Origin of the sequence: Methylovulum psychrotolerans (assembly GCF_002923755.1) — a bacterium.
Lineage (GTDB): Bacteria > Pseudomonadota > Gammaproteobacteria > Methylococcales > Methylomonadaceae > Methylovulum > Methylovulum psychrotolerans.
Map to the genome: position 1 here is coordinate 243,451 of NZ_PGFZ01000005.1, position 24,058 is coordinate 267,508.

General features: G+C 49.4%; 25 protein-coding genes and 1 tRNA gene. 16 read left to right on the forward strand and 10 right to left on the reverse strand.

Annotation, left to right across the window (positions count from 1 at the left end; all coding sequences use genetic code 11):
• Positions 1 to 222 precede the first annotated feature (222 nt).
• Positions 223 to 624: a hypothetical protein gene (locus AADEFJLK_RS13005; RefSeq protein ID WP_103974578.1), complete on the forward strand. Its 402-nt coding sequence runs from the start codon at positions 223 to 225 to the stop codon at positions 622 to 624.
• Positions 625 to 824: 200 nt separating this feature from the next.
• Here the strand turns inward: AADEFJLK_RS13005 and AADEFJLK_RS23960 are convergent, their stop codons facing one another.
• Positions 825 to 1,019 carry a hypothetical protein gene (locus AADEFJLK_RS23960; RefSeq protein WP_146054586.1) on the reverse strand — a complete coding sequence of 65 codons (195 nt, stop codon included), beginning with the start codon at positions 1,017 to 1,019 and terminating at the stop codon, positions 825 to 827.
• A gap of 261 nt (positions 1,020 to 1,280) precedes the next feature.
• On the opposite strand from AADEFJLK_RS23960, the gene AADEFJLK_RS13010 reads away from it, so the two are divergent.
• From AADEFJLK_RS13010 to AADEFJLK_RS13035, 6 genes are all read left to right on the forward strand, one after another.
• Positions 1,281 to 1,469: a hypothetical protein gene (locus tag AADEFJLK_RS13010; protein WP_103974579.1), complete on the forward strand. Its 189-nt coding sequence runs from the start codon at positions 1,281 to 1,283 to the stop codon at positions 1,467 to 1,469.
• A 122-nt stretch (positions 1,470 to 1,591) separates the two neighbouring features.
• The gene (locus AADEFJLK_RS13015) at positions 1,592 to 2,497 is read left to right on the forward strand and encodes a hypothetical protein (RefSeq protein WP_103974580.1); all 906 of its coding nucleotides are present in this window, start codon (positions 1,592 to 1,594) and stop codon (positions 2,495 to 2,497) included.
• 5 nt (positions 2,498 to 2,502) lie between these two features.
• Positions 2,503 to 3,039 (forward strand): DUF6438 domain-containing protein, encoded by a 537-nt coding sequence (locus AADEFJLK_RS13020; RefSeq protein ID WP_103974581.1) that lies wholly within the window; start codon positions 2,503 to 2,505, stop codon positions 3,037 to 3,039.
• Positions 3,040 to 3,162: 123 nt separating this feature from the next.
• On the forward strand, positions 3,163 to 4,836 hold the full coding sequence (locus AADEFJLK_RS13025) for a M10 family metallopeptidase (RefSeq protein ID WP_103974582.1): 1,674 nt from the start codon (positions 3,163 to 3,165) through the stop codon (positions 4,834 to 4,836).
• A 657-nt stretch (positions 4,837 to 5,493) separates the two neighbouring features.
• Positions 5,494 to 6,132, forward strand: a complete 639-nt coding sequence (locus tag AADEFJLK_RS13030) for a hypothetical protein (RefSeq protein WP_146054588.1) — start codon at positions 5,494 to 5,496, stop codon at positions 6,130 to 6,132.
• Between the two features lie 35 nt (positions 6,133 to 6,167).
• Positions 6,168 to 6,770, forward strand: coding sequence for a hypothetical protein (locus AADEFJLK_RS13035; RefSeq protein WP_103974584.1), 603 nt, complete (start codon positions 6,168 to 6,170; stop codon positions 6,768 to 6,770).
• A 43-nt stretch (positions 6,771 to 6,813) separates the two neighbouring features.
• On the opposite strand, the gene AADEFJLK_RS13040 is transcribed toward AADEFJLK_RS13035, so the two are convergent.
• Together AADEFJLK_RS13040 and AADEFJLK_RS13045 are read right to left on the reverse strand one after the other, a co-directional pair.
• Positions 6,814 to 7,785 carry a 2Fe-2S iron-sulfur cluster-binding protein gene (locus tag AADEFJLK_RS13040; protein ID WP_103974585.1) on the reverse strand — a complete coding sequence of 324 codons (972 nt, stop codon included), beginning with the start codon at positions 7,783 to 7,785 and terminating at the stop codon, positions 6,814 to 6,816.
• Positions 7,786 to 7,864: 79 nt separating this feature from the next.
• Positions 7,865 to 8,251 (reverse strand): group I truncated hemoglobin, encoded by a 387-nt coding sequence (locus tag AADEFJLK_RS13045; RefSeq protein ID WP_088618683.1) that lies wholly within the window; start codon positions 8,249 to 8,251, stop codon positions 7,865 to 7,867.
• Positions 8,252 to 8,406: 155 nt separating this feature from the next.
• On the opposite strand from AADEFJLK_RS13045, the gene AADEFJLK_RS13050 reads away from it, so the two are divergent.
• Complete coding sequence (locus tag AADEFJLK_RS13050; RefSeq protein ID WP_088618682.1) at positions 8,407 to 9,051, forward strand: helix-turn-helix transcriptional regulator; 645 nt, start codon at positions 8,407 to 8,409, stop codon at positions 9,049 to 9,051.
• 64 nt (positions 9,052 to 9,115) lie between these two features.
• Here the strand turns inward: AADEFJLK_RS13050 and clpX are convergent, their stop codons facing one another.
• The 4 genes from clpX to AADEFJLK_RS13070 all read right to left on the reverse strand — a co-directional run bounded on the left by clpX (position 9,116) and on the right by AADEFJLK_RS13070 (position 12,585).
• On the reverse strand, positions 9,116 to 10,378 hold the full coding sequence (gene clpX / locus AADEFJLK_RS13055) for an ATP-dependent Clp protease ATP-binding subunit ClpX (protein ID WP_088618681.1): 1,263 nt from the start codon (positions 10,376 to 10,378) through the stop codon (positions 9,116 to 9,118).
• A 56-nt stretch (positions 10,379 to 10,434) separates the two neighbouring features.
• Positions 10,435 to 11,082 carry an ATP-dependent Clp endopeptidase proteolytic subunit ClpP gene (gene clpP / locus AADEFJLK_RS13060; RefSeq protein WP_088618680.1) on the reverse strand — a complete coding sequence of 216 codons (648 nt, stop codon included), beginning with the start codon at positions 11,080 to 11,082 and terminating at the stop codon, positions 10,435 to 10,437.
• 9 nt (positions 11,083 to 11,091) lie between these two features.
• A complete protein-coding gene (gene tig, locus AADEFJLK_RS13065) occupies positions 11,092 to 12,393 on the reverse strand; it encodes a trigger factor (protein ID WP_088618679.1) in 1,302 nt (433 codons plus the stop codon).
• 107 nt (positions 12,394 to 12,500) lie between these two features.
• Positions 12,501 to 12,585 (reverse strand) — tRNA-Leu (locus AADEFJLK_RS13070).
• 148 nt (positions 12,586 to 12,733) lie between these two features.
• Here AADEFJLK_RS13070 and AADEFJLK_RS13075 point away from each other — a divergent pair.
• The 8 genes from AADEFJLK_RS13075 to AADEFJLK_RS13110 all read left to right on the forward strand — a co-directional run bounded on the left by AADEFJLK_RS13075 (position 12,734) and on the right by AADEFJLK_RS13110 (position 20,744).
• Complete coding sequence (locus AADEFJLK_RS13075) at positions 12,734 to 13,207, forward strand: nuclear transport factor 2 family protein (RefSeq protein WP_103974586.1); 474 nt, start codon at positions 12,734 to 12,736, stop codon at positions 13,205 to 13,207.
• Between the two features lie 47 nt (positions 13,208 to 13,254).
• Complete coding sequence (gene dnaB, locus AADEFJLK_RS13080) at positions 13,255 to 16,071, forward strand: replicative DNA helicase (RefSeq protein ID WP_103974587.1); 2,817 nt, start codon at positions 13,255 to 13,257, stop codon at positions 16,069 to 16,071.
• Entirely contained in the window at positions 16,068 to 17,156 is a 1,089-nt protein-coding gene (gene alr, locus AADEFJLK_RS13085; RefSeq protein WP_103974588.1) for an alanine racemase, read from the forward strand. The genes dnaB and alr overlap by 4 nt, the downstream gene beginning before the upstream one ends.
• Before the next feature lie 71 nt (positions 17,157 to 17,227).
• Positions 17,228 to 17,566 carry a hypothetical protein gene (locus AADEFJLK_RS13090; RefSeq protein WP_146054589.1) on the forward strand — a complete coding sequence of 113 codons (339 nt, stop codon included), beginning with the start codon at positions 17,228 to 17,230 and terminating at the stop codon, positions 17,564 to 17,566.
• A gap of 29 nt (positions 17,567 to 17,595) precedes the next feature.
• Positions 17,596 to 17,931, forward strand: coding sequence for a hypothetical protein (locus tag AADEFJLK_RS23965; RefSeq protein WP_146054590.1), 336 nt, complete (start codon positions 17,596 to 17,598; stop codon positions 17,929 to 17,931).
• Between the two features lie 33 nt (positions 17,932 to 17,964).
• A complete protein-coding gene (locus AADEFJLK_RS13100; RefSeq protein ID WP_146054591.1) occupies positions 17,965 to 18,300 on the forward strand; it encodes a hypothetical protein in 336 nt (111 codons plus the stop codon).
• Positions 18,301 to 18,670: 370 nt separating this feature from the next.
• Positions 18,671 to 19,372, forward strand: a complete 702-nt coding sequence (locus AADEFJLK_RS13105) for a prolipoprotein diacylglyceryl transferase family protein (protein WP_103974592.1) — start codon at positions 18,671 to 18,673, stop codon at positions 19,370 to 19,372.
• A complete protein-coding gene (locus tag AADEFJLK_RS13110) occupies positions 19,362 to 20,744 on the forward strand; it encodes a radical SAM protein (RefSeq protein WP_103974593.1) in 1,383 nt (460 codons plus the stop codon). The genes AADEFJLK_RS13105 and AADEFJLK_RS13110 overlap by 11 nt, the downstream gene beginning before the upstream one ends.
• Positions 20,745 to 20,869: 125 nt before the next feature.
• On the opposite strand, the gene AADEFJLK_RS13115 is transcribed toward AADEFJLK_RS13110, so the two are convergent.
• From AADEFJLK_RS13115 to AADEFJLK_RS13125, 3 genes are all read right to left on the reverse strand, one after another.
• Entirely contained in the window at positions 20,870 to 21,988 is a 1,119-nt protein-coding gene (locus AADEFJLK_RS13115; protein WP_103974594.1) for an ATP-binding cassette domain-containing protein, read from the reverse strand.
• Between the two features lie 207 nt (positions 21,989 to 22,195).
• Positions 22,196 to 23,137 (reverse strand): hypothetical protein, encoded by a 942-nt coding sequence (locus AADEFJLK_RS13120; RefSeq protein WP_103974595.1) that lies wholly within the window; start codon positions 23,135 to 23,137, stop codon positions 22,196 to 22,198.
• A 123-nt stretch (positions 23,138 to 23,260) separates the two neighbouring features.
• Positions 23,261 to 24,055, reverse strand: coding sequence for a cytochrome C assembly family protein (locus AADEFJLK_RS13125; protein WP_103974627.1), 795 nt, complete (start codon positions 24,053 to 24,055; stop codon positions 23,261 to 23,263).
• Positions 24,056 to 24,058 lie beyond the last annotated feature (3 nt).

The following is a 24,058-nucleotide window of genomic DNA, read 5'->3' on the forward strand; positions in this document are numbered from 1 at the left end:
CCCATTGCTTTAAGGTGCAGGGCATAAATTGGCGGCTTGTGGCGTATGGTTTTGCCTTGGGTAAAAGCCTTTTTGCCTGTTATCACTTTTGGGTAAGCGCAGGCAGTAAGGTACAATGTCATGAGTTATGTTGGGTCAGACTGGGGACAATTGCTTGCAAGCGGTTGCTGGTTTGCCATCATGCTTTATCTATTAACCCCCTAACAATAAAGAGGACATATCATGAAAAAAAGTTTGTTTCTGGCAATGGCATTGGTGTTTTCCGGCAGTGTAGCGGCGGCTACCGACCATTACTTGTTGCGTGACGGCAACCATATCCATCATTTAAAAATCACAAACATGAATGATGAAGTGACCGTCAGCGCCGATGTCGATTTTGAGCCCAACGCCGATGAAGCAGGCGGCCATGCCTGTGCCGCCCATGTGACAGGCGTCGCCAAGCAAGTGGCTGATAATGAATTGGTCTTAAAGAAACATTCTGAAAGCGAAGCCAGTTACTGCGAACTGAAAATCCATTTGACCCCAACCGGGGCGACGGTTGAGCAATCGGAAGCGTGTGCCAACTTCGCCGCCGGTATTTGCCATTTTTCTAGCGACGGCAAAGAAATGGTTAAATTTAAATAACTGTTTCCGGCAGCGGCAGGTTTTTGCCGCTGCCTTTTTCTGCGCCTTGGCAAAACGCCCTGTTAAAGGCGGGCGGTTTAACCGCTTCCCTATGCCGCTAGGCGGCGCACTTGGAGGGTTAGAGTAAATGCCGTTACGCATTAAGCCACACAAAGACTGGCCGAGCGGAGTGCAATGGTCTTTAGCCATTGCATGATGACCTAAGCGTATGCACCTTTTAACGCCTGACTTGATCTGATAGCCCCGCCTTCAATTGCCGTCCGTTTGTATGGGTTTACTATGGCATTTGATTTTTTGAAAATAGGATTTCTGATGGGCGGAATCAGCCGCTTATCCGTCCCTACCACCCTGTTATTTTCCCATTCGCCAAGGGCGAAAAATAATGCGGTTGCCATGATTAACAACCAAAATACCTAATATCCTCTCAAGCAAGTGCCGTTTTTTGCGCTAATTTCTGTATTGTGCGGTAAATAGTTAAGTGGTTACTTTTCTGTTTAGCCGCCTAAATCATCCATTTTGGTTAAAAAATCAGCCGAACCGTCCGCAAAAATACCAATATCAGTAATTTATATTGACTTGGATTGCCTTATAATCTTAAGGCAGGCATGGACAATTATACAAAAGACCAGAATGTTGCGGATAAATAAACTAAGTTTTTGAATGCCAGAGAAAATCGGGTTGAAAGTAACGCGGTGGCGGTTGCAGCACGGCAAAATATCGGCAATTGTGAAACGGCACAAAATGTCGATTTTCAACGCACGATTGGCTTAGATCAAAGCCACATTTTTGTAGGAACAATGGCATGTAATCAACTCATGTTAAATGCTAATATTTTCTGGCATTAAGATAACATCCCCCAAATTCATAGTTGATTTGACCGCCAACAACAGAACGTGCAACGAGGAAACAAAATGAAAAACCAGCCGCTTGCCCTCCTAATTTTAATGCTGCCCAAAGGTACGGCTCCATGAAGCACCTGAACCCCTTATTTTTTGCTACCGCCCGGCAAAACGAACACAAAAAAACACTTAACCCTTTAATTTTAATTAAAGGCATTTCTGTTTTATTGGTTTTCATAGGATTTGCCGCACGCGCTGAGAACCTGCCTAAACCCCTTTTTAAACTGACCCAAGGCCAAGGCACGGAAGTCTGCGAAGCCTATCTGCAACGGCTGAACGCCACCGAATTTCTCAACAATGACCCAACTCAAGGCCGAGTGAGCGAGCCGCTGCTTAAAGGTTTTGCCGACCTTAAGCCCGTGCCGCTCACCGCAGAGGAAATACAGCGCGTCCAATATAAAACGCTGAGCTTTGAACGCTTTCAGGATCAATATCTTTTTGAGAAATTTTCCAAAAAATGGGATGAGGCTTGGGGACGACAAAGCAGCTTGTTTGGACATGGCCTTATAGAATTTCCATCAAATACCTTGGAGGCCATCAACAAAGACATCGTCGCCAACCAAAAAACGCCTTTTGTCCGCTATCAAGTGCAACTGGATATGGACAACGATGGGATTGCCGGTGATGTCGTCATCAAAAATAACCGGGGCGTGTACATAGTCGATTATCTGCTGCAACATATCGACGAAGAGCGGATGAAGCGGATATTCGCAGATCAGGACGCATTAGACTGGCCGACGATGTACCAATTTCCCAGCTTGGCGTTCCCGATCACGGTTTTTGGTTACAACAACAAATACTATTTCGATGGGTTTTTTAATAATTTAGATTTTCAACAACGGGGTTCGCTCGGGATAGCCCATTATCTGCAACGCCCCTATTTGTTAGGGGTTTTTATCCACGAACGTCAGCAAACCCATCGGATTTGTGAGTACGAATGGGTAAATACTGCCCAAATCATCTACCGGAAATAAAAGCTATGGTCGACAGCATATTTAAAAAAATAGGGTTTTTACTGTTTATGGTTGTTATCGGCAGCAATTCAGCCGCCGCTTTATCCGCAGACCTTCCGATCATAACGCTATCGGTCGGTTTGCCGCCCTACCCATTACCAATAACTGAAGTACCAATAGCTGACCAATGTGGTTTTTCCTATATCATAAAAATATTTGAAAACGGACGTGTCGATTACCAAGGGTTCCATAAAATTAAAGTACCGGGTAAACGCGAATATCAAATGGATAAGGCAACTTTAAAGGCACTGATCAAAAAATTTCAGGATGCCCATTTTATGGAGGCAGATGAGCGGGTATGGCTTCCTGATATTGTTCGGTCACATTACTTAACGACATATTCAGCCATTCGTTTTCGTCAAGGCAGCCAAGAAGCCACTGTATTCGATAATTTTCCTTTTCCGAATTTAAAAAGTGACATTATCCGGGCTACAAAAGCAGGGCGTTGGGGAGTCAACGAACCTTCACTTTGCATTAACAAAGGGGTGAAGTATAAAAATTAAGAACAGTATTTAAAATATCTATATTTAGTTAACAATTTTCTACAAGTAATCGCTATTTTCTATCATTATTGAGGGGTAAATATTTATGCTTTCTAAAGAACAACTCGAAGCACAAAAAAAATTGTGTCTTCATTAAATTTGAACTCAACAACATGGAATGGTGGGTTTGGCCAGCCTTTAACCATTTCGTTTAGCTTTTTTTCAACGCTTCCAAATTACTATCTAACCGATCCTACAGCAACAGGTTTCTTAAACGATGTAATTGATCAAAATACGGTTGAAGCACTCAACCCTGCACAGCAACAGGCATTTTTTAAGGCTTTATTGGCATGGGAATCGGTCGCTAATATTACTTTTGAAGATAAAGGAGTTAATAACTCAAGCGCAGCCATTACAGTGGCTGGAGCCTCCTTTAAATGGAGTGCAGAAGAGCAGAGATATTTTTATGCCGCAACCCAGCCAATATGGACTAATACAGCAGGTGGCACCCGGTTTGGCGATATGTGGCTAAACACAACCCACGATCCGGGCATTACTAACCAGACGTTAACAAATCCAGGACAGGATGGTTATCAAACTATCCTGCATGAGATAGGCCACGCTTTGGGCTTAGATCATCCAAATAATAATCCATACTCTGAAGACGAACTCCACACCACCATGTCCTACAACGTGATGGACGGAAAAGTCGGGAACGGCCACGCTTCGCTCCATATTACCCAAGGCGGCGAACAATGGTACCCTTCCGCCCCCATGCTTTATGACATCCTCGCCATACAAACGATGTATGGTGTCAATGCGGGCGCCCACTATACTGACGATAACTACGTTTTTTCCAATGATGCCGACAACCCCGATGTCCAGGCATTATGGGATGCGGGCGGCACGGATACGTTTGATGCTGACAACCAAACCGAAAGCGTCTTCATCAACCTTACCCCCGGCGAGTTCAGCTCCATTGGCACGGGCGACCGCAATAAGGCTTATATTGCCATCGCCTACCAAGTGGCCGGCCAAGAAAACAACTGGATCGAAAACGCCATCGGCGGCAGCGGCGACGACACCTTGACGGGTAACAAAGCCGACAATGAGCTGACTGGGGGCAAAGGCAACGACACCCTTGTCGGCGGTGTCGGCAACGACACCTACATTTACGCCACAGGCGACGGCACCGACACCATCACCGACCACGAAGGCAACAACCAGATCAAAATCGACGGCACGGTGGTGTCCGGCGAGTTCAAGCCCACCTTTGACGGCGGCCACGATTACTTCAGTGCGGACAAATCTTACGGCTTGCAACTGTCGGCGGGTGGGACTTACCGCCTGTTAATGCTTGACCCCAACACCCACGAATACAAGGCCGCGGCCGACTCCCCCAGCTCGGAACGCGTAAAACTGGTGTTTCCGACCAGCGCCACCTTTATAAACATGAACGGTTCCGATTATAAGAACTTTTCCGGCGTGATCGTGCCCGGAGTACCCGCACCCAGGGGCGTGGAGTTTGGCGGGGGCACCAATAAAGATTCTTTCAGGGGCACCGACTACAGCGACATCATCGGTACGGGTGACGGCGCAAGCAACGACTCCAACAGCAATTATGTCAACGCCCTCTACGGCAACGACCAAATTAAGGGCGGCACAGGCCACGATTACATTATCGCCGGCCCTAATGCGGCTAGCCTCACTTACTCCGATAATGACATCGTCTATGGCGGCGCACAGACCGATGTGCTGCTGGGCGGCAGCGGGGCGACTGGCTCAGCACGGTTACGTCTTTTTAACCTCCTTCAGTAAGTGCCCCCGCCTTTAATTATCATCCGTTTGTATGGGTTTGGTATAGTATTTTATTTTTGAAAATAGGATTTCTGACGGGCGACATCAACCGCTTATTCGCCCCTGCAACCCCGTTATTTTATCATTCGCCAAGGGCGACAAATAATGCGATTGCCATGATTAATAACCAAAACGCCTAATATCTTCTCAAGCAAGTGCTGATTTTTGTATTGTTCGGTAACTATTTAAGTGGTTACTTTTCTGTTTCGTCGCCTAAGTCATTCCTTTTTGGTTGAAAAATCAGCCGATTCATCCGCAAAAATACCAATATCAGTAATTTATATTGACTTGTCTTGGGTTCCCTTATAATCTTAAGGCAGGCATGGATAATTATACAAAAGACCAGAGCGTCGCAAATAAATAAACTAAGTTTTTGAATGCCAGAGAAAATCGGGTTGAAAGTAACACGGTGGCGGTTGCAACACGGCAAAATATCGGCAATTGTGAAACGGCACAAATGCCGAATTTCAGCGCATGACTGTCTTAAGTAAAAGCCACGCTTTCGTTGGAACAGCGGCATATAATCAACTCATGTTAAATGCTAATATTTTCTGGAATTAAGAGAACATCCACTAAAATTCATCGTTGATTTTACCGCCAACAACTGAACTGGCGACGATGAAACAAAATGAAAAACCAGCCGCTTGCCCTCCTAACCTTAATGCTGCCCAAAGGTACTGCCCCATGAAAGGCCTGAATCAACATGCGCCCTTAGCGCCAACTTACCATTTTGTAATCTTAATTTTTCTTAGCATCACCTTGTTTTTATGCCAAAACAGCTTGGCGGACACTAATCCCGCACCTGTTTTTGAATTGACGCATACATATGGGGGGAAACCTACTTCCGTCATCAAAATATACCCAGACGGAAAAGTCCATTTTCACCGTAACGAAACTGATTTTGGCCATCTTAATCCTGCCACTAAAGCTGAAGACCGTTATGCCCAAATGACATCCGAACAGTTGAATGAACTGGTGAATGTATTTTTGTCGCTGCCCTTCGAGTCATCAAAAAAACTGGAGCGGGCAAAAGACAGTGCAAGTGTACCTTGGCGTGTTTATATCGCCTATAAAGATAAATTCATTAGCATTACTATTCAAGATACTATTTTTTTTGAGTTTTTAATAAACCGAATGCGCAAATATGCCAATCTAAAACCATTGCTTTGCGCCAAAAATAAGCAAGATGATTGTAGTGCCAATGTATTTAACATACCGGACGACCTACAGGGTCTTAAAAACTACATGGAACCATGACACTCACTTTAAACTTACCCTAACAGGAGCAAAAGATGACAACTGTAACCGATGAACAAAAAAGCCAATTAGTTAAATGGAACTGGTTTTTTACAAGAACGGCAAATATACCCTCAGCACCAACTTACCATTTTGTCATCTTAATTCTGCTTAGTATTACCTTGTTTTTATGCCAAAACAGCTTGGCGGACACTAACCCCGCACCTGTTTTTGAATTGAAAAATATTGGGATAAAGCAGGAGCCTAACTATTTCATCACAATATACCCGGACGGAAAAATTCATTACCAAGGGTTTAATTCTTTTGTTAATGATGATCGCTATGCTCAGATAACCCACGAACAGCTTGATGCGTTTACGATTTATTTTTTCTCACTGCCTTTTGTAGCCTCTAAAAAATATGAGATTAAAAGGGGCTTTGAAAGATGGCATCAAACAATAGACTACAAAGGGGCTTATTCGCGTATTTATATCGACGATCCAATATTTTTTTATGTGTTAATAAAAAAATTGGATGCGCTAATTCATCTTCAACAGTGGATATGCTTTCCAATCAACCATCCTTATTATAACGACCACTGCATGGGAGGAGATATTCCGACAAATCTAGATGACCTAAAAAACTACTATAATCCTTAATAGCTGATTTTTTCATAACAATATCTGCGCCTGTCCTGTTGTTTTATTCTGCTTGTTGTACCACAAACGCATCGCTATAAATGTCTTTTAGCGACGCGCCTTTTATATAGGCCATTCTTTGGCTATTATTGACCATTTCTGGATGACCGCATAAATACACCCGCCAGCCTTTAAGGTTTTTCTTATCCGCTAAGGCCAGTTCGTGGGCGCGGCCTTGGGCGTAGCCGGATGCTTGCGGTTCGCCGGATAGGCAGGGTGTGTAATGGAAATGGGCGACGTTGGCGGCCAAGGTATGCAGTTCTTCGGTTAAATACAGGCCGTCGGGGTCGCGGCTGCCGTGGTATAGGTGGATGTCGCCGCTGTGGCCTTGCGCAAGCGCGTCGTGGATGATACCGTAAAGGGGGGCGAGGCCGCTGCCCGTGCCGATCAGTAGCAGCGGTTGGGCGGGGTTGTCGGGTAAGTAGTAGCAACTGCCTTGGGCTTGCGATAAGGTCAGCGGGTCGCCAATGGCCAGGCCGTCATGCACCCAGTTGCTGAATTGCCCGTGCGGTAAGCGGCGTATATGGAATTCTAGGGTATTGTCTGGGCTAGGCGGGTTGGCGATGGAGTAGCTGCGGGTCAGGCCGTCGGCGCGTTGTAGGTTGATAAATTGTCCGGCATAAAAATTCAGGCCGTTGGCCTGTACGGTCAGCTGCATAATATCCGGCGCGAGGCGGCGTTTTTCGGTCACTACGGCGTTAATGCTTTGGCCGTGCTGGTTAGGCAGGGTGATGTGCATGTCTTGTTCGGGATAGCAGCGGCAAGCCAAAAAGTAATTTTGCCGTTGCAGGGTATCCTTAAGGCCGACTTGTGCTAAGGCGGGCGGTTTGGCATCCAAGCTTTGCATGAGGCAGGATTGGCAAATGCCTTGGCGGCAACTGTAAGGGATGCGGAGATTGGCTTGTAGCAAACTGTCCAGCAAGAGGGTCTCGCTAGGGCAGGTGAGTTGGCTTGCGCCTAAGGTAATGTGCGGCATAGTGGCACCTTGTTAAGGGCGGTAAACCGGAACGGGGTTTTAGCCGCCGCTCCGGGGTGGTAGGTGTTAAAGCCAGCGCTTATTTGCCCAGTACGTCATTGCGGGTGGTTTCTGCCAGGGCGGCGACTTGCGCAATCAGGTTTTCAGGGACGTTAAGCTCTTGTAAGGTGGCGGTCAGGTTTTCCATCACCGCGTCAAAATGGCTGTCATCCAAGCCCATTTTCACCAAGCGGGCATGGGCATCGCGCATGTCTTGTCCGGTGTAGTTATTGGGGCCGCCAAATGCCATCGTTAAAAAGGCTTTTTGTTTGGCCGCTTGTTGCGCCATGTCGACATTGCTGAAATAGCGGTTGATCCGGTAATCTTCTAGGACTTTGCGGTAAAAAATATCGACGGCGGCATCAACGGCGGCCGCGCCGCCTAGTTGTTCAAATAACGATACGGGGGCTTCGGTGGTTTCGCTCATAATCATCTCCTCTGGTTTTGTTGTTATTAGTGTCAGTAAGCGGCTTGGCTTACGGGGGGAAAGTGTATAGCAATGTAAAATCTTATGCAATATTTAACTTGTAAAAGTTTTTTATGGCATAATGAACCCTGCTTACCTAACAGGACTAATTACCCATGCCACAACACATCAGCCCCCGCCAAGACGAAATCCTCGCCCAGTTACGCGATAATAGGGAGGGCTTAAGCGTCGATAGTTTGGCGGCACTGCTGGAGATTTCCCGCACCGCCGTACAGCAGCATATTGTGGCTTTAGAGGGCGAGGGCTATATCGGGAAGGTGACTTCGGCTAAGACAGCGGGCAGGCCCGTGGCTTTATATGGCATTACCGATAAAGGCATTAACCATTTTCCTAAGCAATACGCATGGTTTGCCGGGTTATTGGTGGCGGATTTACAGGAGGCGATGGGGGAGGAGGCGTTTGCGGCTTATTTGCGGCGCTTGGCCGATAAATTGGTGCGGCAACTGGGCGGGCAGTTTGTCGGCAAATCCCAGGCCGAAAAGCGGGAACTGTTACAACAGATTATGACGGGTTTGGGTTTTGAGGTGCGGCACAGTCAAGAGGCGGCGACGGGTTTGTCGGTGCTTAAGGCGGTCAATTGTATTTATCATGATGTCGCCCAACAGCATCCGGCTCTGTGCGAGTTCGATAAGGCGTTAATGGCGGGGTTATTGGCAACCGATGTGCAGCAGCTTAGCTGTATGGCGAAAGGCGATTGTGCCTGCCAATTTAGGTTGGGCGGCTTAGGTGATGGGGGTTAGGCTGGGGCAGTGCGGACGGGGCTTGGGTGCAAGAAATTTTGCACCCAAGCACAGGCGAATCGCCTTATAGGTCAGAGGCGGCTTTTTTCAGTTCCGTCTCGTACACTAAGTAAGGTTCGGAATGGCCTTGGACGACGCTGTCATCAATGACGACTTTTGAGATGTTGTCGGTAGACGGCAGTTCGTACATAGTATTGAGCAGGATATTTTCAACGATAGTCCTAAGACCCCGCGCGCCGGTTTTTCTTTCCATGGCTTTACGCGCAATCGCGCCTAAAGATTCTTCACGGAATTCCAGTTCGGCCCCTTCCATGGCAAACAAATGCTTGTACTGTTTGACCAAGGCATTTTTAGGCTCGGTGAGGATTTGGATCAAGGCTTTTTCATCCAATTCTTCCAAGGTCGCCACGATAGGCAAGCGGCCAACAAATTCAGGGATCAGGCCGTATTTGATTAAGTCCTCAGCTTCCACTTCGGCAAACAATTCGCCGACATTTTTGCTGTCATCCTTGCTCTTTACGTCTGCCGAGAAGCCGATGCCGCCTTTTTCGGTACGCGCCTTAATCACCCGGTCAAGGCCTGCAAACGCGCCGCCGACAATAAACAATATATTGGCGGTGTTGACGTGGACAAACTCTTGGTTAGGGTGTTTACGCCCGCCTTGCGGCGGCACCGAGGCAATTGTGCCTTCAATCAGTTTCAGCAAAGCCTGTTGTACGCCTTCGCCGGACACGTCGCGGGTGATCGAAGGGTTTTCGGCCTTTCTGGAAATCTTGTCGATTTCGTCAATGTAGACAATGCCTGTTTCGGCTTTGGCGACATCGTAATCGCATTTTTGCAAGATTTTTTGGATGATGTTTTCGACATCTTCACCGACATAGCCCGCTTCGGTCAGCGTGGTTGCGTCGGCGATAGTGAACGGCACATCCAATAACCGCGCCAAGGTTTCCGCTAACAAGGTTTTGCCGGAGCCAGTCGGGCCAATCAGCAAAATATTGCTTTTTGCCAGTTCGACTGTGTCTTTTTTATCTTTGTTGCGCAACCGCTTATAGTGGTTATAAACGGCGACCGCCAAAATGCGCTTGGCTTTTTCTTGGCCAATGACATAATTGTCCAACTCGCCTTTGAGCTCTTTCGGCTTAGGCAATTCGTTACCGTCACCCGTATCGGCCTCATCGGTCAGTTCGTCTTTAATAATATCTTTGCATAGCTCTACGCATTCGTCGCAGATATAGACTGATGGGCCGGCAATCAGCTTGCGTACTTCATGCTGGCTTTTGCCGCAAAAAGAGCAATACAACAGCTTGTCGTCATCTTTTTGGCTCATAATTGACTCCCGCAAGGGTCAGCGCCCAAGGCGCTGGGTATCCAAGTGACCAAGTTTTATACCTCTGGTGTAGTGGCGCGGCTGGTCAGGACTTTATCGATCAGGCCATAAGCCACGGCATCATTTGCACTTAAAAAGTTGTCCCTGTCGGTGTCTTGAGCCACTTTTTCGATAGGTTGGCCAGTATGGTGCGACAGGACGCGGTTCAGTTTGTCACGGATAGATAAAATTTCCCGGGCATGGATGTCAAAATCTGACGCTTGCCCCTGAAAACCGCCTAAAGGCTGATGTATCATCATTCTGGAGTGCGGCAAACAGTAGCGTTTGCCCGCTGCGCCACCCGTCAATAATAACGCGCCCATGCTGGCGGCTTGGCCGATACACATGGTGCTGACATCGGGCTTGATGAACTGCATGGTGTCATAAATTGACATGCCCGCCGTTACTGAACCGCCAGGTGAGTTGATATACAGGTGGATGTCTTTGTCTGGGTTTTCCGATTCCAAAAATAACAACTGGGCAACGACCAAATTGGCCATATAGTCTTCGACTTGGCCGACTAGGAAAATAACCCGTTCTTTCAGTAATCTGGAGTAAATATCGAAAGAACGCTCGCCTCTGGCAGTCTGCTCGATAACCATAGGAACCAATCCGCCCGCCGCTTGTATTTGGCTGGCGGCATTTATTGCATCATGCCTGTACATAAAGACCCCTTAACGTTGGTGTTTTTCCATGACTTCGGCGAACGGCAGGGTTTCTTCAGAAACTTGCCCTTTTGCCACCAGCCATTCGACTGTTTGGTTTTCCAAGACCATTTGCTGGACATCGGCTAAACGGCTCAGGTCGCTATAATACCAGTTGACGACTTCTTCTGGCGACTCATAACTTTTCGCCATGTCTTCAACCGTGCTACGGACTTTGTTTTCATCAAGCGTGATAGCGTTTTGGCGGATGATGTCACCGAGGATCAAACCTAAGGCGACACGGCGTTTAGCTTGGGCTTCGAAGATGTCACGCGGTAACTGTAAGTCTTCTAAGCTGAGTTTTTGCCGTTTTGCCGTTTCGACATAAGGCTTCATCAGATTTTCGACTTCTTCATCAATCAGTCCGGTAGGGACGCTGATGTCAAGTTGGGCATACAGGGCATCCATCACCGAGTTTTTCAGTCTGGCTAATAAAGCGGTTGCCAGTTCACGTTCCATATTGGTTTTGACATCGCTAAGGAAAGACTCGACAGTGCCGTCTTCAACGCCGTAGCTTTGGATAAATTCAGCGTCAATTTCCGGCAGGGTAGGCTCTTCGACGGTAGTGGCTTCAGCAGTAAATTCTGCGGTTTTTCCGGCCAGCTTGGTGTTGCCGTAAGCTTCTGGGAAAGTGGCGGTAAAGGTTTTGCTTTCGCCGACCGTTAAGCCGATCAGGCTTTCTTCAAAGCCAGGGATCATTTGTTTTGCGCCGATCACAACTTGATAGTTTTCGACGTTACCGTTGGTGAAGTTTTCCCCGTCGGCGATGCCTGAAAAGGTAATGGTGATGCGGTCTTGGTCTTGGGCGGCACGTTCAACGGTTGTCCAAGTCAGTTTTTGGTTGCGCAATTTATCAATCATCGCATCCACATCCGCTTGTTCGACGGTCGCTAAGGTGCGGGTGATTTGCAGTTGGTCTAAGCCGTCTAAAATGATTTCTGGGTAGACTTCAAAGATGGCGGTGTATTTAAAGCCTTCCGATTCGTCAATCGAATCGATAAAAGGCTGGCCAGCCGGTTTTAAGTCTTCGTTTTTCAGGGCTTCATAATAAGTGGATTGGATCAGGTCGCCAGCGATTTCGCCACGGACACGGTCGCCAAATAACTTTTTTACCACATGTGGAGGTACTTTGCCTGGGCGGAAGCCGTCGACTTTAACTTCACGGGCCAATGACTTGAAGCGTGTCGCCATTTTTTCTTGGACAACGGATTCTGGCACGCTGACGGTCATTTTTCGGCTTAATTCAGATGTCTTCTCGACAGAAACTTGCATTTCTTTACTCCACGCGTTTGATAAGGATTTTTTAGAGACTGGTAACGGCTCAATAGAACTGAAAATGGCGGATTATTGGATCAATCCGCCATTTTTAAGGAATTAGGTGGTGCGAACGGAGAGACTCGAACTCTCACAGGGCAACCTACTGGAACCTAAATCCAGCGCGTCTACCAATTTCGCCACGTTCGCACTTTGAATGAACTTGGCATTATATAGGTTTTACCCTACATATAACAAGCTATTATTTCAAAATCCTTTGTTATTTGCCTTATGCGGGCCTTAATTATGCTATCCTTAACCGTTTAGAACCGTCATTTTACTCAACGTCGGAGCCGCCATGTCCCTAGAAACTAAACCGCCATTCCCACCTTTTACCCTTGAAACTGCCGGACAAAAAATCCGTGCCGCCGAAAACGCCTGGAACTCGCGCGATCCCGCCCGCTGTGCGCAGGCCTATACCGTAGATTCTACCTGGCGTAACCGCGCGGAATTTTTTTCGGGGCGCGAGGCTATCACGGCTTTTCTTGAGCGCAAATGGGCGGCCGAATTGGAATACCGTTTGATTAAGGAGCTATGGGCATTTACCGATGACCGTATCGCGGTGCGTTTTGCTTACGAATGGCATGATGCCGCCAGACAATGGTTCCGCTCTTATGGCAATGAAAATTGGCAGTTTGACGAATACGGCCTGATGCGCCAGCGTTTTGCCAGCATTAACGATCTGGCGATTAGCGAAGCGGATAGGCTGTTCCATTGGCCGCAAGGGCCACGGCCTGACGGGCATCCCTCTTTATCTGAATTGGGGCTGTAGCCCTGTTGCCTGATCCGAGAAGTAAGCTAAGTATGTCTGATAATTATATGTTCGCCAATGATGACCCTTTGGAATCGCTACGCATCCCGCCGCATTCCATACCCGCCGAACAGGCGGTGCTGGGCGGGCTGATGCTGGACAACCAGACGTGGGATTCGGTCGCCGATAAGGTGCAGGAAGTCGATTTTTACCGCCGCGACCATCGCCTGATTTTTCGGGTGATCGCCCAGCTTGCCGAAAAGCAGTCACCGTTTGACATTATCACCATTTCCGAAGCCTTAGCGGGTGAACTGGAAGATACTGGCGGCTTGGCGTATTTAGGTTGGTTGGCGAAAAACACCCCCAGCGCGGCGAATATCGTCACCTACGCCAATATTGTCCGTGACCGCTCGGTACTGCGCCAGTTAATCCATGTCGGCACTACCATTGCCGATTCGGCGTTTAATCCCGAAGGCCGTGAAACCGCCGAGTTGTTGGAAAGTGCCGAACGCGAGGTGTTCAAAATCGCTGAGCAACGCCAGCGCGGGCAGGGCGGTTTTATCCCCATTAAGGCCTTGCTGGCCAAAGCGGTCGACCGTATCGAAACTTTATTTGAGCAAGACGGCAATATCACCGGAGCGGCGACCGGGTTTTCGGATTTTGATCAACTTACCTCTGGATTGCAACCTGCTGATTTAATTATTGTTGCGGGTAGGCCGTCCATGGGCAAGTGTTTCGGCAAAGGTACGCCGATACTGATGTATTCGGGTGCGGTCAAGGCCGTGGAAGATATTCAGGTCGGTGATGAGCTGATGGGCGATGACTCCACACCCAGACGGGTGTTGTCTTTGGCGCGTGGCCGTGAGGCCATGTATTGGGTGCGGCAAAATAAAGCGATGGCTTACCGTGTCAACCAAGCCCATATTTTGTCCTTGAAGCGCAGCCGTAATGACGGCAAGCACAAAAACGGCGATGTCCTGAATGTGCCGTTAACCGATTATCTGGCAGCTTCGGCCAAATTCCGTTCTAACTACAAAGGCTACAAAGTCGCGGTGGAGTTTACCGAACAGGCGTTGCCGTTTTGCCCGTATTTTCTCGGCTTATGGTTGGGCGATGGCGTAAGCGCGTCGGTGGATATAGCAACGACTGATGCCGAAGTCGTGGCTTATTTAAGGGACTATGCGGCGCAATTAAACTTGCAGTTGACCGAAAAGTTCGCCAAAGATAAAGACGGCAACGATAAATGCCCCTTGTACAGCATTAGTTCACAGCAACGCGGCAACCATCAGAATCAGTTCTCTTTACAAAAAATACTCCGCGAACAGGGCTTGCTGAATAACAAACACATCCCCCAAGCCTTTTTGCTGAATTCCCGCGCCAACCGTTTAAAGCTGTTGGCAGGTTTGATTGATAGCGACGGGCATTATGCCAGCCGCTATAAAATGTATGAGATAACCCAGAAAAACGCCGCCTTAGCGCGGCAAATTAAGTTCTTATGCGATAGTTTGGGGTATCGGACATCGCTAATCGAAAAACAAGCCAGCATTAAAGCCAGAGATTTTCAGACCACCGTGTATCGGGTGCGCTTTACTGGCGATGTGGACGCGATTCCGGTCAGGGTTGCCAGGAAAAAAGCCGCCGCTTGGGTATCTAACAGGACGTGGCAACAAACGGGCGTGTCCGTTGAATATGACGGCGTAGATGATTATTACGGCTTTGTCTGTGATGGTAACCGATTATTTTTACTGGAAGATATGACGGTCGTGCATAACACGACCATCGCCATGAATATGGCGGAAAATATCGCCATTAAGAGCGACAAAGCGGTGGCGGTATTCAGTATGGAAATGCCGGGGGATGCCTTGGCGATGCGGATGATGTCGTCTTTAGGGCGTATTGACCAACATAAAGTGCGCACGGGCAAGCTGGAGGATGACGAATGGCCCCGGTTGACCTCGGCGATTAACTTGTTGGCGGAAACCAAGCTGTTTATTGATGATACCCCGGCGCTGTCGCCCACCGAAGTGCGCTCACGCGCCCGGCGCTTGACCCGCGAACATGGGCAACTGGGGCTGATTGTGCTGGATTATTTGCAATTGATGCAATCGCCTTCTAGCGGCGAGAACCGCGTCCAGCAAATTTCCGACATTTCGCGGGGCTTAAAGGCTTTGGCGAAAGAATTGAACGTCCCGGTTATTGCTTTGTCGCAGCTTAACCGGAATTTGGAGCAACGCCCGAACAAGCGGCCTGTTATGTCGGATTTGCGTGAATGTGTAACAGGCGATACCTTGGTGCTGTTGGCCGATGGTCGCCGCTTGCCTATCAGCGAACTGGTCGGACAAACGCCAGAAGTGGTGTCGGTCTCGCCGCAAGGGCAGTTGCAAACTGCCGCTACCGATTTGGTTTGGTCGGTGGGGCGCAAAGAGATTGTTAAAGTTAGCCTTGCCAGTGGCCGCACTATACGTTGCACTAAAGAGCACCGTCTGCGCGGCTTATCGGATTGGCAGAGGGCAGGGCAGTTGCAGCCGGGTGATAAATTGCATACCTTAGCCGATAACGCTTTGGTTTGGGATAGGGTGGTTGCTATTGAACCCGCAGGTGAAGAAGAGGTGTTTGATTTGACCGTACCCGGCAATGCCTGTTGGTTGGCGGATGGCATCGTCAGCCATAATTCTGGCGCAATCGAACAGGATGCTGACTTGATTGTGTTTGTCTATCGTGATGAAGTCTACAACGAAGACAGCCCCGATAAAGGTATCGCCGAGATCATCATCGGCAAACAGCGTAACGGCCCGTTAGGTACGGTCAGGCTGACCTTTTTAGGTCAATACACTCGTTTTGAAAACTTTTCGGGGCAAAGTTACAGTGCCGAGGATTACGAATGACCCCAGCAGCTTATGCGGTATTGAACTTAACTGCCCTGGCGCACAATTTACGCAAAGTCCGCGAATACGCCCCTGCTGCCAAGATTATGGCGGTCATTAAAGCCAACGGCTACGGGCATGGCATGTTGCGGGTGGCGGAAACGCTGGCTCAGGCGCAAGCCGATGCGTTTGCCGTGGCGCGGGTGCAAGAAGGCATCCGCTTGCGTAAGGCGGGCTTGCACACCCGGATTGCCGTTTTGGAGGGCTTTACTTGCACCGAAGAGCTGGACGATTTATTGGCCTATCAATTGGATGCGGTGGTGCATACGGCCAGCCAATTGGCTTTACTGGAGCAGCATGACGGCTCAGCCCAGCTTGCCGTCTGGCTGAAACTGGACACGGGCATGAACCGCTTAGGCTTTAGCGCCGCCGAATTTAACGGCGTTTACCAGCGCCTAAGCCATTGCGCTTTAGTCCAGCAGCCCATTAACCTGATGACCCATCTGGCGAATGCGGATGATCGGCAAGATGCCATGACCTTGAAGCAAATAGCCCTATTTCGGCAAACCATCGGCAATGTGCCGGGTGAGCGTAGCATTGCCAATTCCGCCGGGATTTTGGCGTGGACAGCCGCGTTAAACGATTGGGTGCGGCCTGGGGTGGTGCTGTACGGCATTTCGCCGTTTCCTGACAGCACGGGCGCACAATTGGCCTTACAGCCAGTCATGAGCCTGCATTCACGGCTGATTGCCGTTAAGCCCTTGGCGAAAGGCGATACCGTCGGCTATGGTTGCCGCTGGCAATGTCCCGAAGATACCACTCTGGGTGTGGTGGCGATAGGTTACGGTGACGGTTATCCGCGTTATGCCAAGCCGGGTACACCCGTATTGGTCAACGGCCAGCGGGTGCCGCTGATTGGGCGGGTGTCTATGGATATGATTACCGTTGACCTCGCCAGCCAACCCGATGCCAAACCCGGCGATGCCGTGACCTTATGGGGCGAAGGCTTGGCGGTGGAGGAGATTGCCTTGTGTGCGGATACCATACCTTATACGTTAGTGTGTGGCGTGACCCAGCGGGTGCGGTTGGTGGAAGCGGAGGGCTGAGGTTAGCTTGGAAAAATCCCAGCTAACCTAATGGGGCGTAAACGTTACCGAACCATACGGGAGGATAGCAAGTGTCACAAACAGAAGCCTATTCGCTGGGCGTAAAAATTGCCTTTTGGTGCTTATGGTCGCTCTGTGCCGTATTTTTGCTGCCGTTTGCTTTTATTATCGTTCAATTGATAAATATAGGTTTTGTTAATGATCTCCCCAAGGATTGGGTAGTAATAGGCTGTTGGTCTTTCTTGGTAATGTCGGTAGGCGGCATTATTCTGTTCAGATTAGCCGACCAATTTTTACGGATGGTTCAACCTGCTTCTTTGCTTATCAGAAATATGGCTTTCACTGCGTTTGGTATACCTTTTGTCGCGTATGGGGGGTGTATGATAATGATATCGCCTTGGGGTAAATAGCCGCTTAAGTAAATGCTCAAGGATAGCAAATGTCACAAATAGAAGCCTATTCACTAGGCGTAAAAGTTGCTTTTTGGTGCTTATGGTTGCTTTGTGCCGTATTTTTACTGCCGTTTGCTTATGTCATGATTTACATGATCTGTGCTTCCCTAATGCCTATAGGTATTAAGTCCGCATTCGCCATAAACTGGCCAATAGGGAGTTGGCCTCTATTTTTGATATTGGCAGAAATCATTATCCTGTTCAGATCGGCCAGCCAATTTTTAAATAAGGCTAAACCCGCTTCTTTGCTTATCAAAAATATGGCTTTAACGGCGTTTGGTGCGCCTTTTATCGCCTTTGGGGGGTGCATAATAGCGGGGTAGGTAGCAAATTAAGTAAATGCCTGAGGATGGCAAATGTCACCAATAGAAATCTATTCAATAGGGGAGAAAATTACTTTTTGGGTCGTGTGGCTTATCTGTCTTGGCTCTTTGTTGTTATTTTTGTTTGTCTTTTTTCCTATGATCCGTATAGGTTATCTGCCAATAGATTTCTGCGGTGTGATTATAGCCGGATGGAATGTAATGGGCATATTGGCGCAAAGCATTATCCTATTAAACTCGGCCAAGCAATTTTTTCTGAAAGCTAAGCCTGTTTCCATGCTTATTCAAAGGCTGGCGTTCATTACGTTTGGTATGCCTTTTCTTGCTTATGGTGGCTGCACATTGGTTACATTGGCCCGTTTTTGGTGAATACAACACGGGTAACGATATTTAGATAATAGACGAGGATAACGCTATGCCACCCCTAGAACCCTATTCAATCGCCACAAAAATTGCGTTTTGGTTTTTGTGGCTTATCTGTGCCGCTTTTTTGTTGCTGGTTGTTCGTATGGCTCCTATGCTTAATATAGCGTTTTGGTCGATGCCTAAAGGGGGGGCGATACTATGGTTTTCATTGGTCATATTAGGGCAAGGCGGCATCCTGTTTAAGCTGACTAAGCAATTTTTGTGTAGGACGCTCGCCGCTTCTTTACTCATTAATCGGCTGGCACTTACAACCTTTGCCCTGCCATTTGTTGCCGTCGGTGGCTGTAGCCTATTCATGATGTCTTTGAGCTAGATGGCTATCCATATCCTGTTCGACCTCTTGGCACTGGGCAGTGGCGTGTTCATCAGCCTCTGGTTTCGCCGCCAATATGGCTTAGTGCGTCCGGCGGGCATTACCCACGCGGCGCAGTACCATTATTATTCAATCGCCCTGATGATGGGGCTAATTATCGGTAGTCTGTTGTTTGGTACGCTTAACCTGCATCTTGCCGGACAGGGCGGGGTGGCAAAAAGCATGTTAGGGGGCGTATTTGGGGCGATTGTCGCGGCGGAGGCGTTTAAATATGTTGCCGTAATCCGCCAGTCTACCGGACTGTATTTTGTGCCGGGACTGATTATGCTGATTTCGGTAGGGCGGGTAGGTTGTTTTTTGGCGGGTTTGCCGGATTTTACCTATGGTGTGCCGACGGCCTTGCCGTGGGGCGTGGATTTTGGTGATGGCATCCGCCGCCATCCGGTACAGTTGTATGAGTCTGTGGCTATGTTGGCGGCGTTAGCGGTTTTATTGCTGAACTATCCTAAGCATCCGGTATTTTGGCAGCGGCAAGGTTTTTATCTGTTTGTGCTGGTGTATGCCGGACAACGTTTTGTCTGGGAGTTTATCAAGCCTTATCCGCCCGTGTTGGCGGGGCTTAACCTGTTCCATTGGTTAAGCTTGCTATTGGTGGGTTACGCGCTATTTATGCTGAATCGGGAGCAAACTCATGGCGAATAAAGCCCGCCCTTATCTGTTCTATGGGCAGACGCAATCGCTATGCGAGGTCTGTCTTGCCGTTGTGCCTGCGAAAATTATTTTTCAACAGGGCAATGTCTATTATCAGAAGCGTTGCCTTGAGCACGGTGTCCAGAAAACCCTGGTGTCCACTGATATTGCCTATTTCAAACGCTGCAAGGAGTATCTGAAACCCGGCGACATGCCCGGCAAATTCCAAACGGCAATCCAGCACGGCTGTCCGCACGACTGTGGTTTATGCCCCGACCATGAGCAACATTCCTGCTTAGCTTTGTTCGACATTATTGACGAATGCAATATGTATTGCCCGGTTTGTTTCGCTAATTCCGCACCCGGCAAAGGCAATCCCCGCAGCCTTGAAGATATTGAAAAAATGCTGCAAACGCTGTTGGCGAGCGAACAAGAGCCGGATTTGGTGCAGGTGTCCGGCGGTGAGCCGACCTTGCATCCGCACTTGCTGACGATTTTGCGCCGCCTGAAAGCCAGCCCGATTCGCCATCTGATGCTCAACACTAACGGCATCCGTATCGCGCGTGATCCTGAACTGGTTGCCGGGCTGGCAAGCCTGATGCCGGGCTTTGAGGTTTATCTGCAATTTGATTCGCTAAAAGCGTCCGCTTTGCAGAACATACGCGGCCAGGATATGCGCAACATCCGCATTAAGGCTTTGGAAAACTTGGAGCGGCACAATATATCCACCACCTTGGTGTGTGTCATCCGCAAAGGCGTGAACGATGATGAAATTGGCGAGCTGATCCAGTTTGCCCAGCAATGGCGGTGTGTGCGTGGCGTTACCTTCCAGCCTGTGCAAGATGCCGGGCGCAACGAAATGGACGCGGACACGGCGGAGGGCAACCGGGGCGGACGTATAACCTTAAGCGAAATCCGTACCCGCATCATTGAGGCGGACAACCCGTTTGGCGATGCTGATATGATCCCTCTGCCTTGCCATCCCGAAAATATTGCCATCGGTTACGGCATCAAATCGGCTGGAACTATTGTGCCAGTGACGGGCTTATTGCCGCGTGAAGAGCTGCTCCAAGGTGTGACCAACACCATTACCTTTGAAAAAAGCGCGGGCTTGCGTGAGGCGTTTTTAAAGCTGTTTTCGCTGGATATGTGCAGTGAAAAAACCGCTGAAAATCTCAATACTCTGTTGTGTTGCCTGCCGCGTATCCAAGGTGGTGGGCTCACGTATGAAAACGTCTTTCGGGTGGTCATTATCGCCTTTATGGACAAATACAGTTTTGACATCGGCTCAGTCAAACGCTCCTGTATCCACTTTGTCGAGCCGGACGGGAAAATTTACCCGTTTGACACTTGGAATTTATTTTATCGGGATAAACGCCCTTAGTGTGCATCCTCAGGCCTGTTAGCTTGTCATAAAAATGACAAGCTAACAGGCCTTGTCAGGATAGCGACATCGAAAAACTTAGGCCAAACTTGTCCGGTACAGGCAAAGCTAGCACCATTAGGCTACTATTGGCTCTTATCGAAAAGCTGGTTAAAGGTGCTGGGTTCGGCATTGGAGCGGTATGAGAAAGATTGGGTTTTTGCCAGACAATAGACCCTGTCGCCTTCTTTTAAGTCCATGTCGCGGCAGGCTTTTAAGGTAATCCCCGCCAACCAGACCGTGCCGCAGTCTATTTGCACCAATACCCCGTTATCACGCCGGATTAACGCGCAAATTTCGCCGTTGATTTGGTTTTGGATGGAAATGCCGGGGATATAATGCCGCGATAGCGCGATCTCGTTGGCGGGGATGCTGATGGTCACCCATGACCCTAACGGCAGTTCGGGGCGTAACGGCAGCACCAGTCCGATGCCGTAGCTTTGTGCCAAGGTGCAGCCGTCGGCAAGGTCGTGCTGGGTGACGAGGGCGGGAATTCGGTTGTCAATTTGGCTTAGGCCGATTTTTTGTAGTAAATCGGCATCTTGCAGCAGATCATTAATTAAGCCGACACGGATGATGCGGCCTTCGGCGAGTACCGCCGCCTTAGCACTGAATTCGCTGATGTTGCCTAAGGTGTGGCTGGCGTAAAACAGCGGCAAAGCCAATTCAGTTTGCAGGCGTTTCAGCAGGGGTGTCACCGCGTGGGCAAAATGCCCCATCGTCGCTAAAGGATCATCTAATAACAATAGCTTAGGCGATTTTAGCAAAGCTTTTGCCAATAAGACCCGTTGCCGCTCGCCTGTCGATAAATGCCGCATCGGCTGTTTCAGCAACGCGCCGATGTCCAAAAATTCAATCAAGCTGGCGGGCTTTAAGTTGCGCCGTTGTTTGGGTGTCCGCTCATACACCGCAAACAGCCCGTCCTGCACGGTCTCTTCGGCAGGCAATTGGTCGTATTGCAGCACCGCCCCGATAGGCCGCTGTTCGCGCGGCACCATAATGCCTTTGCCGCTATCGAACAGCAGCTTGCCGTCTAAAGCAATCCGCCCCGATTCAGGCAGTAAGGTCCCCGCCAATAAGCCCAAGACGGTGCTTTTACCTGCCCCGGAGCGGCCCAGTAAGCCCATGTTTTCGTCTTGTACGGATAAGTCGGTGGTTAAGTCGAAATTGCCGCGCCGTAGCGTGACCTTCATTTCTAGCCGCATGGTAAGCTCCTTTCGTTATGTTGTTTAGTATATAACGATAGCAAGCAGATAACGCGCCAAGTTGGGAGGGTGTGGCGAGCTATGAAATACTGTTTGCTGCAAGGGTCTTAGGCGATATAGAGTCCGGTGTTAAGCAAGCGACGGGCTAAATATTGATACACGGTTTATAGGCCATCGTGCAAAGGCTAAAGACCTTTGCACTCCACGCTATTTCGTGGTCATCGCCCCCATTTTTACCACTTCAAAATCGGTGTTATGCACTTGCTTTAAGGTGTTGAGGATGTTGTCGTCCCAGCGGTCATCGGCGGTGCCGGAGATGTACATATTGCTGCCGTTATCGGCGACCATCATGCCGTATTTCTTTAAGGCTTTTAGGATAACTTGGGCGGGCGGCGAGAATTGGCTGATGTCGTAACTGGCTTTTAGGCGTAGCCGTGCGCCCATGGGCAATAGGTTGGTGCTGGTGTTGCTGCTGGCAAAATGCCGTGCCGGGGCGATGTAGGCTTTGCGGGTTTGCGCGACGGTAAAGCGGATGGCGTGGTTAATGGCTTTGTGCAGGTAGACTTCATCATAGCGCACCAGGCCGGGCAGGATCGGTAGGCCTGCGGCATCGGCGGATGTCCAGCCGGCGGGACGTAAGGCGTTGGAGCTTAGGTCAAAAATGGCACCGGAGCCGACATCCCAACTGCCGTTGGCTTGCGGGTAAGAATTCCAGGTTTCATACAGTTTCCAATGATCCTGATCGACCACTAAAACATGGCGGTCGCTGCCAGATTCTATAGGGGCATTGGCCGGAATGGGATAAGGGCCGGGGTCGCTTTCGCTGCTGTAAGTGAAGCTGACGGGGACTTTCGGGGTAGTGCCGGAAACGACGACGTAGGGTATGCCGAAGGGTTTGCCGTCCGCCCAATAGGCATTGGCGCCAAAATCAGGGTGTAACGCTACCCCGCTGCCCATTTGGTTAATCAAAACCGTTGAGTTGGGGTCAATAGGTTTGGTGTCTATCGGCTGGTTCCAGGCGTTGTCGGCAGGAAAAAAGCGGTTGCCATGCAGGTCGGCGTTAAGCCCCAGCCCCGTATCGCAAGCTAAGCTTTGGGTGGCCATGCCGCCGATTAAAAGCGCTAAAAAGCCCAGTTTTGTTGTTTGCATTTTGGTGTTCCTCTGTGTCCGTTGCCGTTAGGGGTGTGCTTGCAAGTAGGATAGCAAAGCCCGGCAAAGGCAGCTGTGACATTTGCACCAAGGCTTTGGGTGAAATGCGCATAGCGGATTGGCTTAGCGGTGCAAAATCAACTCCAATACCAATTTACTGCCAAAGTATGCCAACAGCAGCAGGACAAAACCGCTGACAGTGCACTGAATGGCGGTTTTGCCGCGCCAGCCATAGCATTTTCTGCCGAGTAACAGGCTGGTGAAAATCAGCCACGCCACTATCGACAGCACGGTTTTATGTACCAGATGCTGGGCAAACAGGTCTTCGACAAAAGCAAAACCACTGATGAGTGAGAGGGTCAGGAAAAAGACCCCGGTGGCGATCATTTGGAACAGCAGCGACTCCATCGCCTGCAATGAGGGCAGAGCTTGGATGAAGCGTTTGGGCGGATGGCTTTTCAGTTGCTGGTCTTGGATATAGAGCAGTAGGGCTTGTAAGGCGGCGATATTCAGCAGGCTAAAGGCAATGATGGAGGTCAGGATGTGGCTGGTCATGCCCCAGCTGTAGTGGGAAAGGTGCTGGCTGGGGTCGGCAAAATTAATGTCCAGCCCTAGCATGGTGGCGGCGATGGGAAACAGCACGGCTCCGAGTTTTTCGACTGGCTTGTTGAGGGCGGCGAGCAGCAGCACCAAGGCGACAATCATGGCGACCAGCGAGGCGGTGCTGAAAAAATTAAAGCTAAAGCTATGGTAGCGGGTAAATTCGCTGGCGACAAAGGCGATATGTGCGCACACGGCGACCCACGCCAGATAAATCGGTGCGTATCGGCGCTGGTTTTCGCGCATCTGCCGGAAGATTAACGCGGTGCTTGCCAGATAGGCAAAGATTGCAAAAGTAGCGAGGGCGATGGAAATCATTGG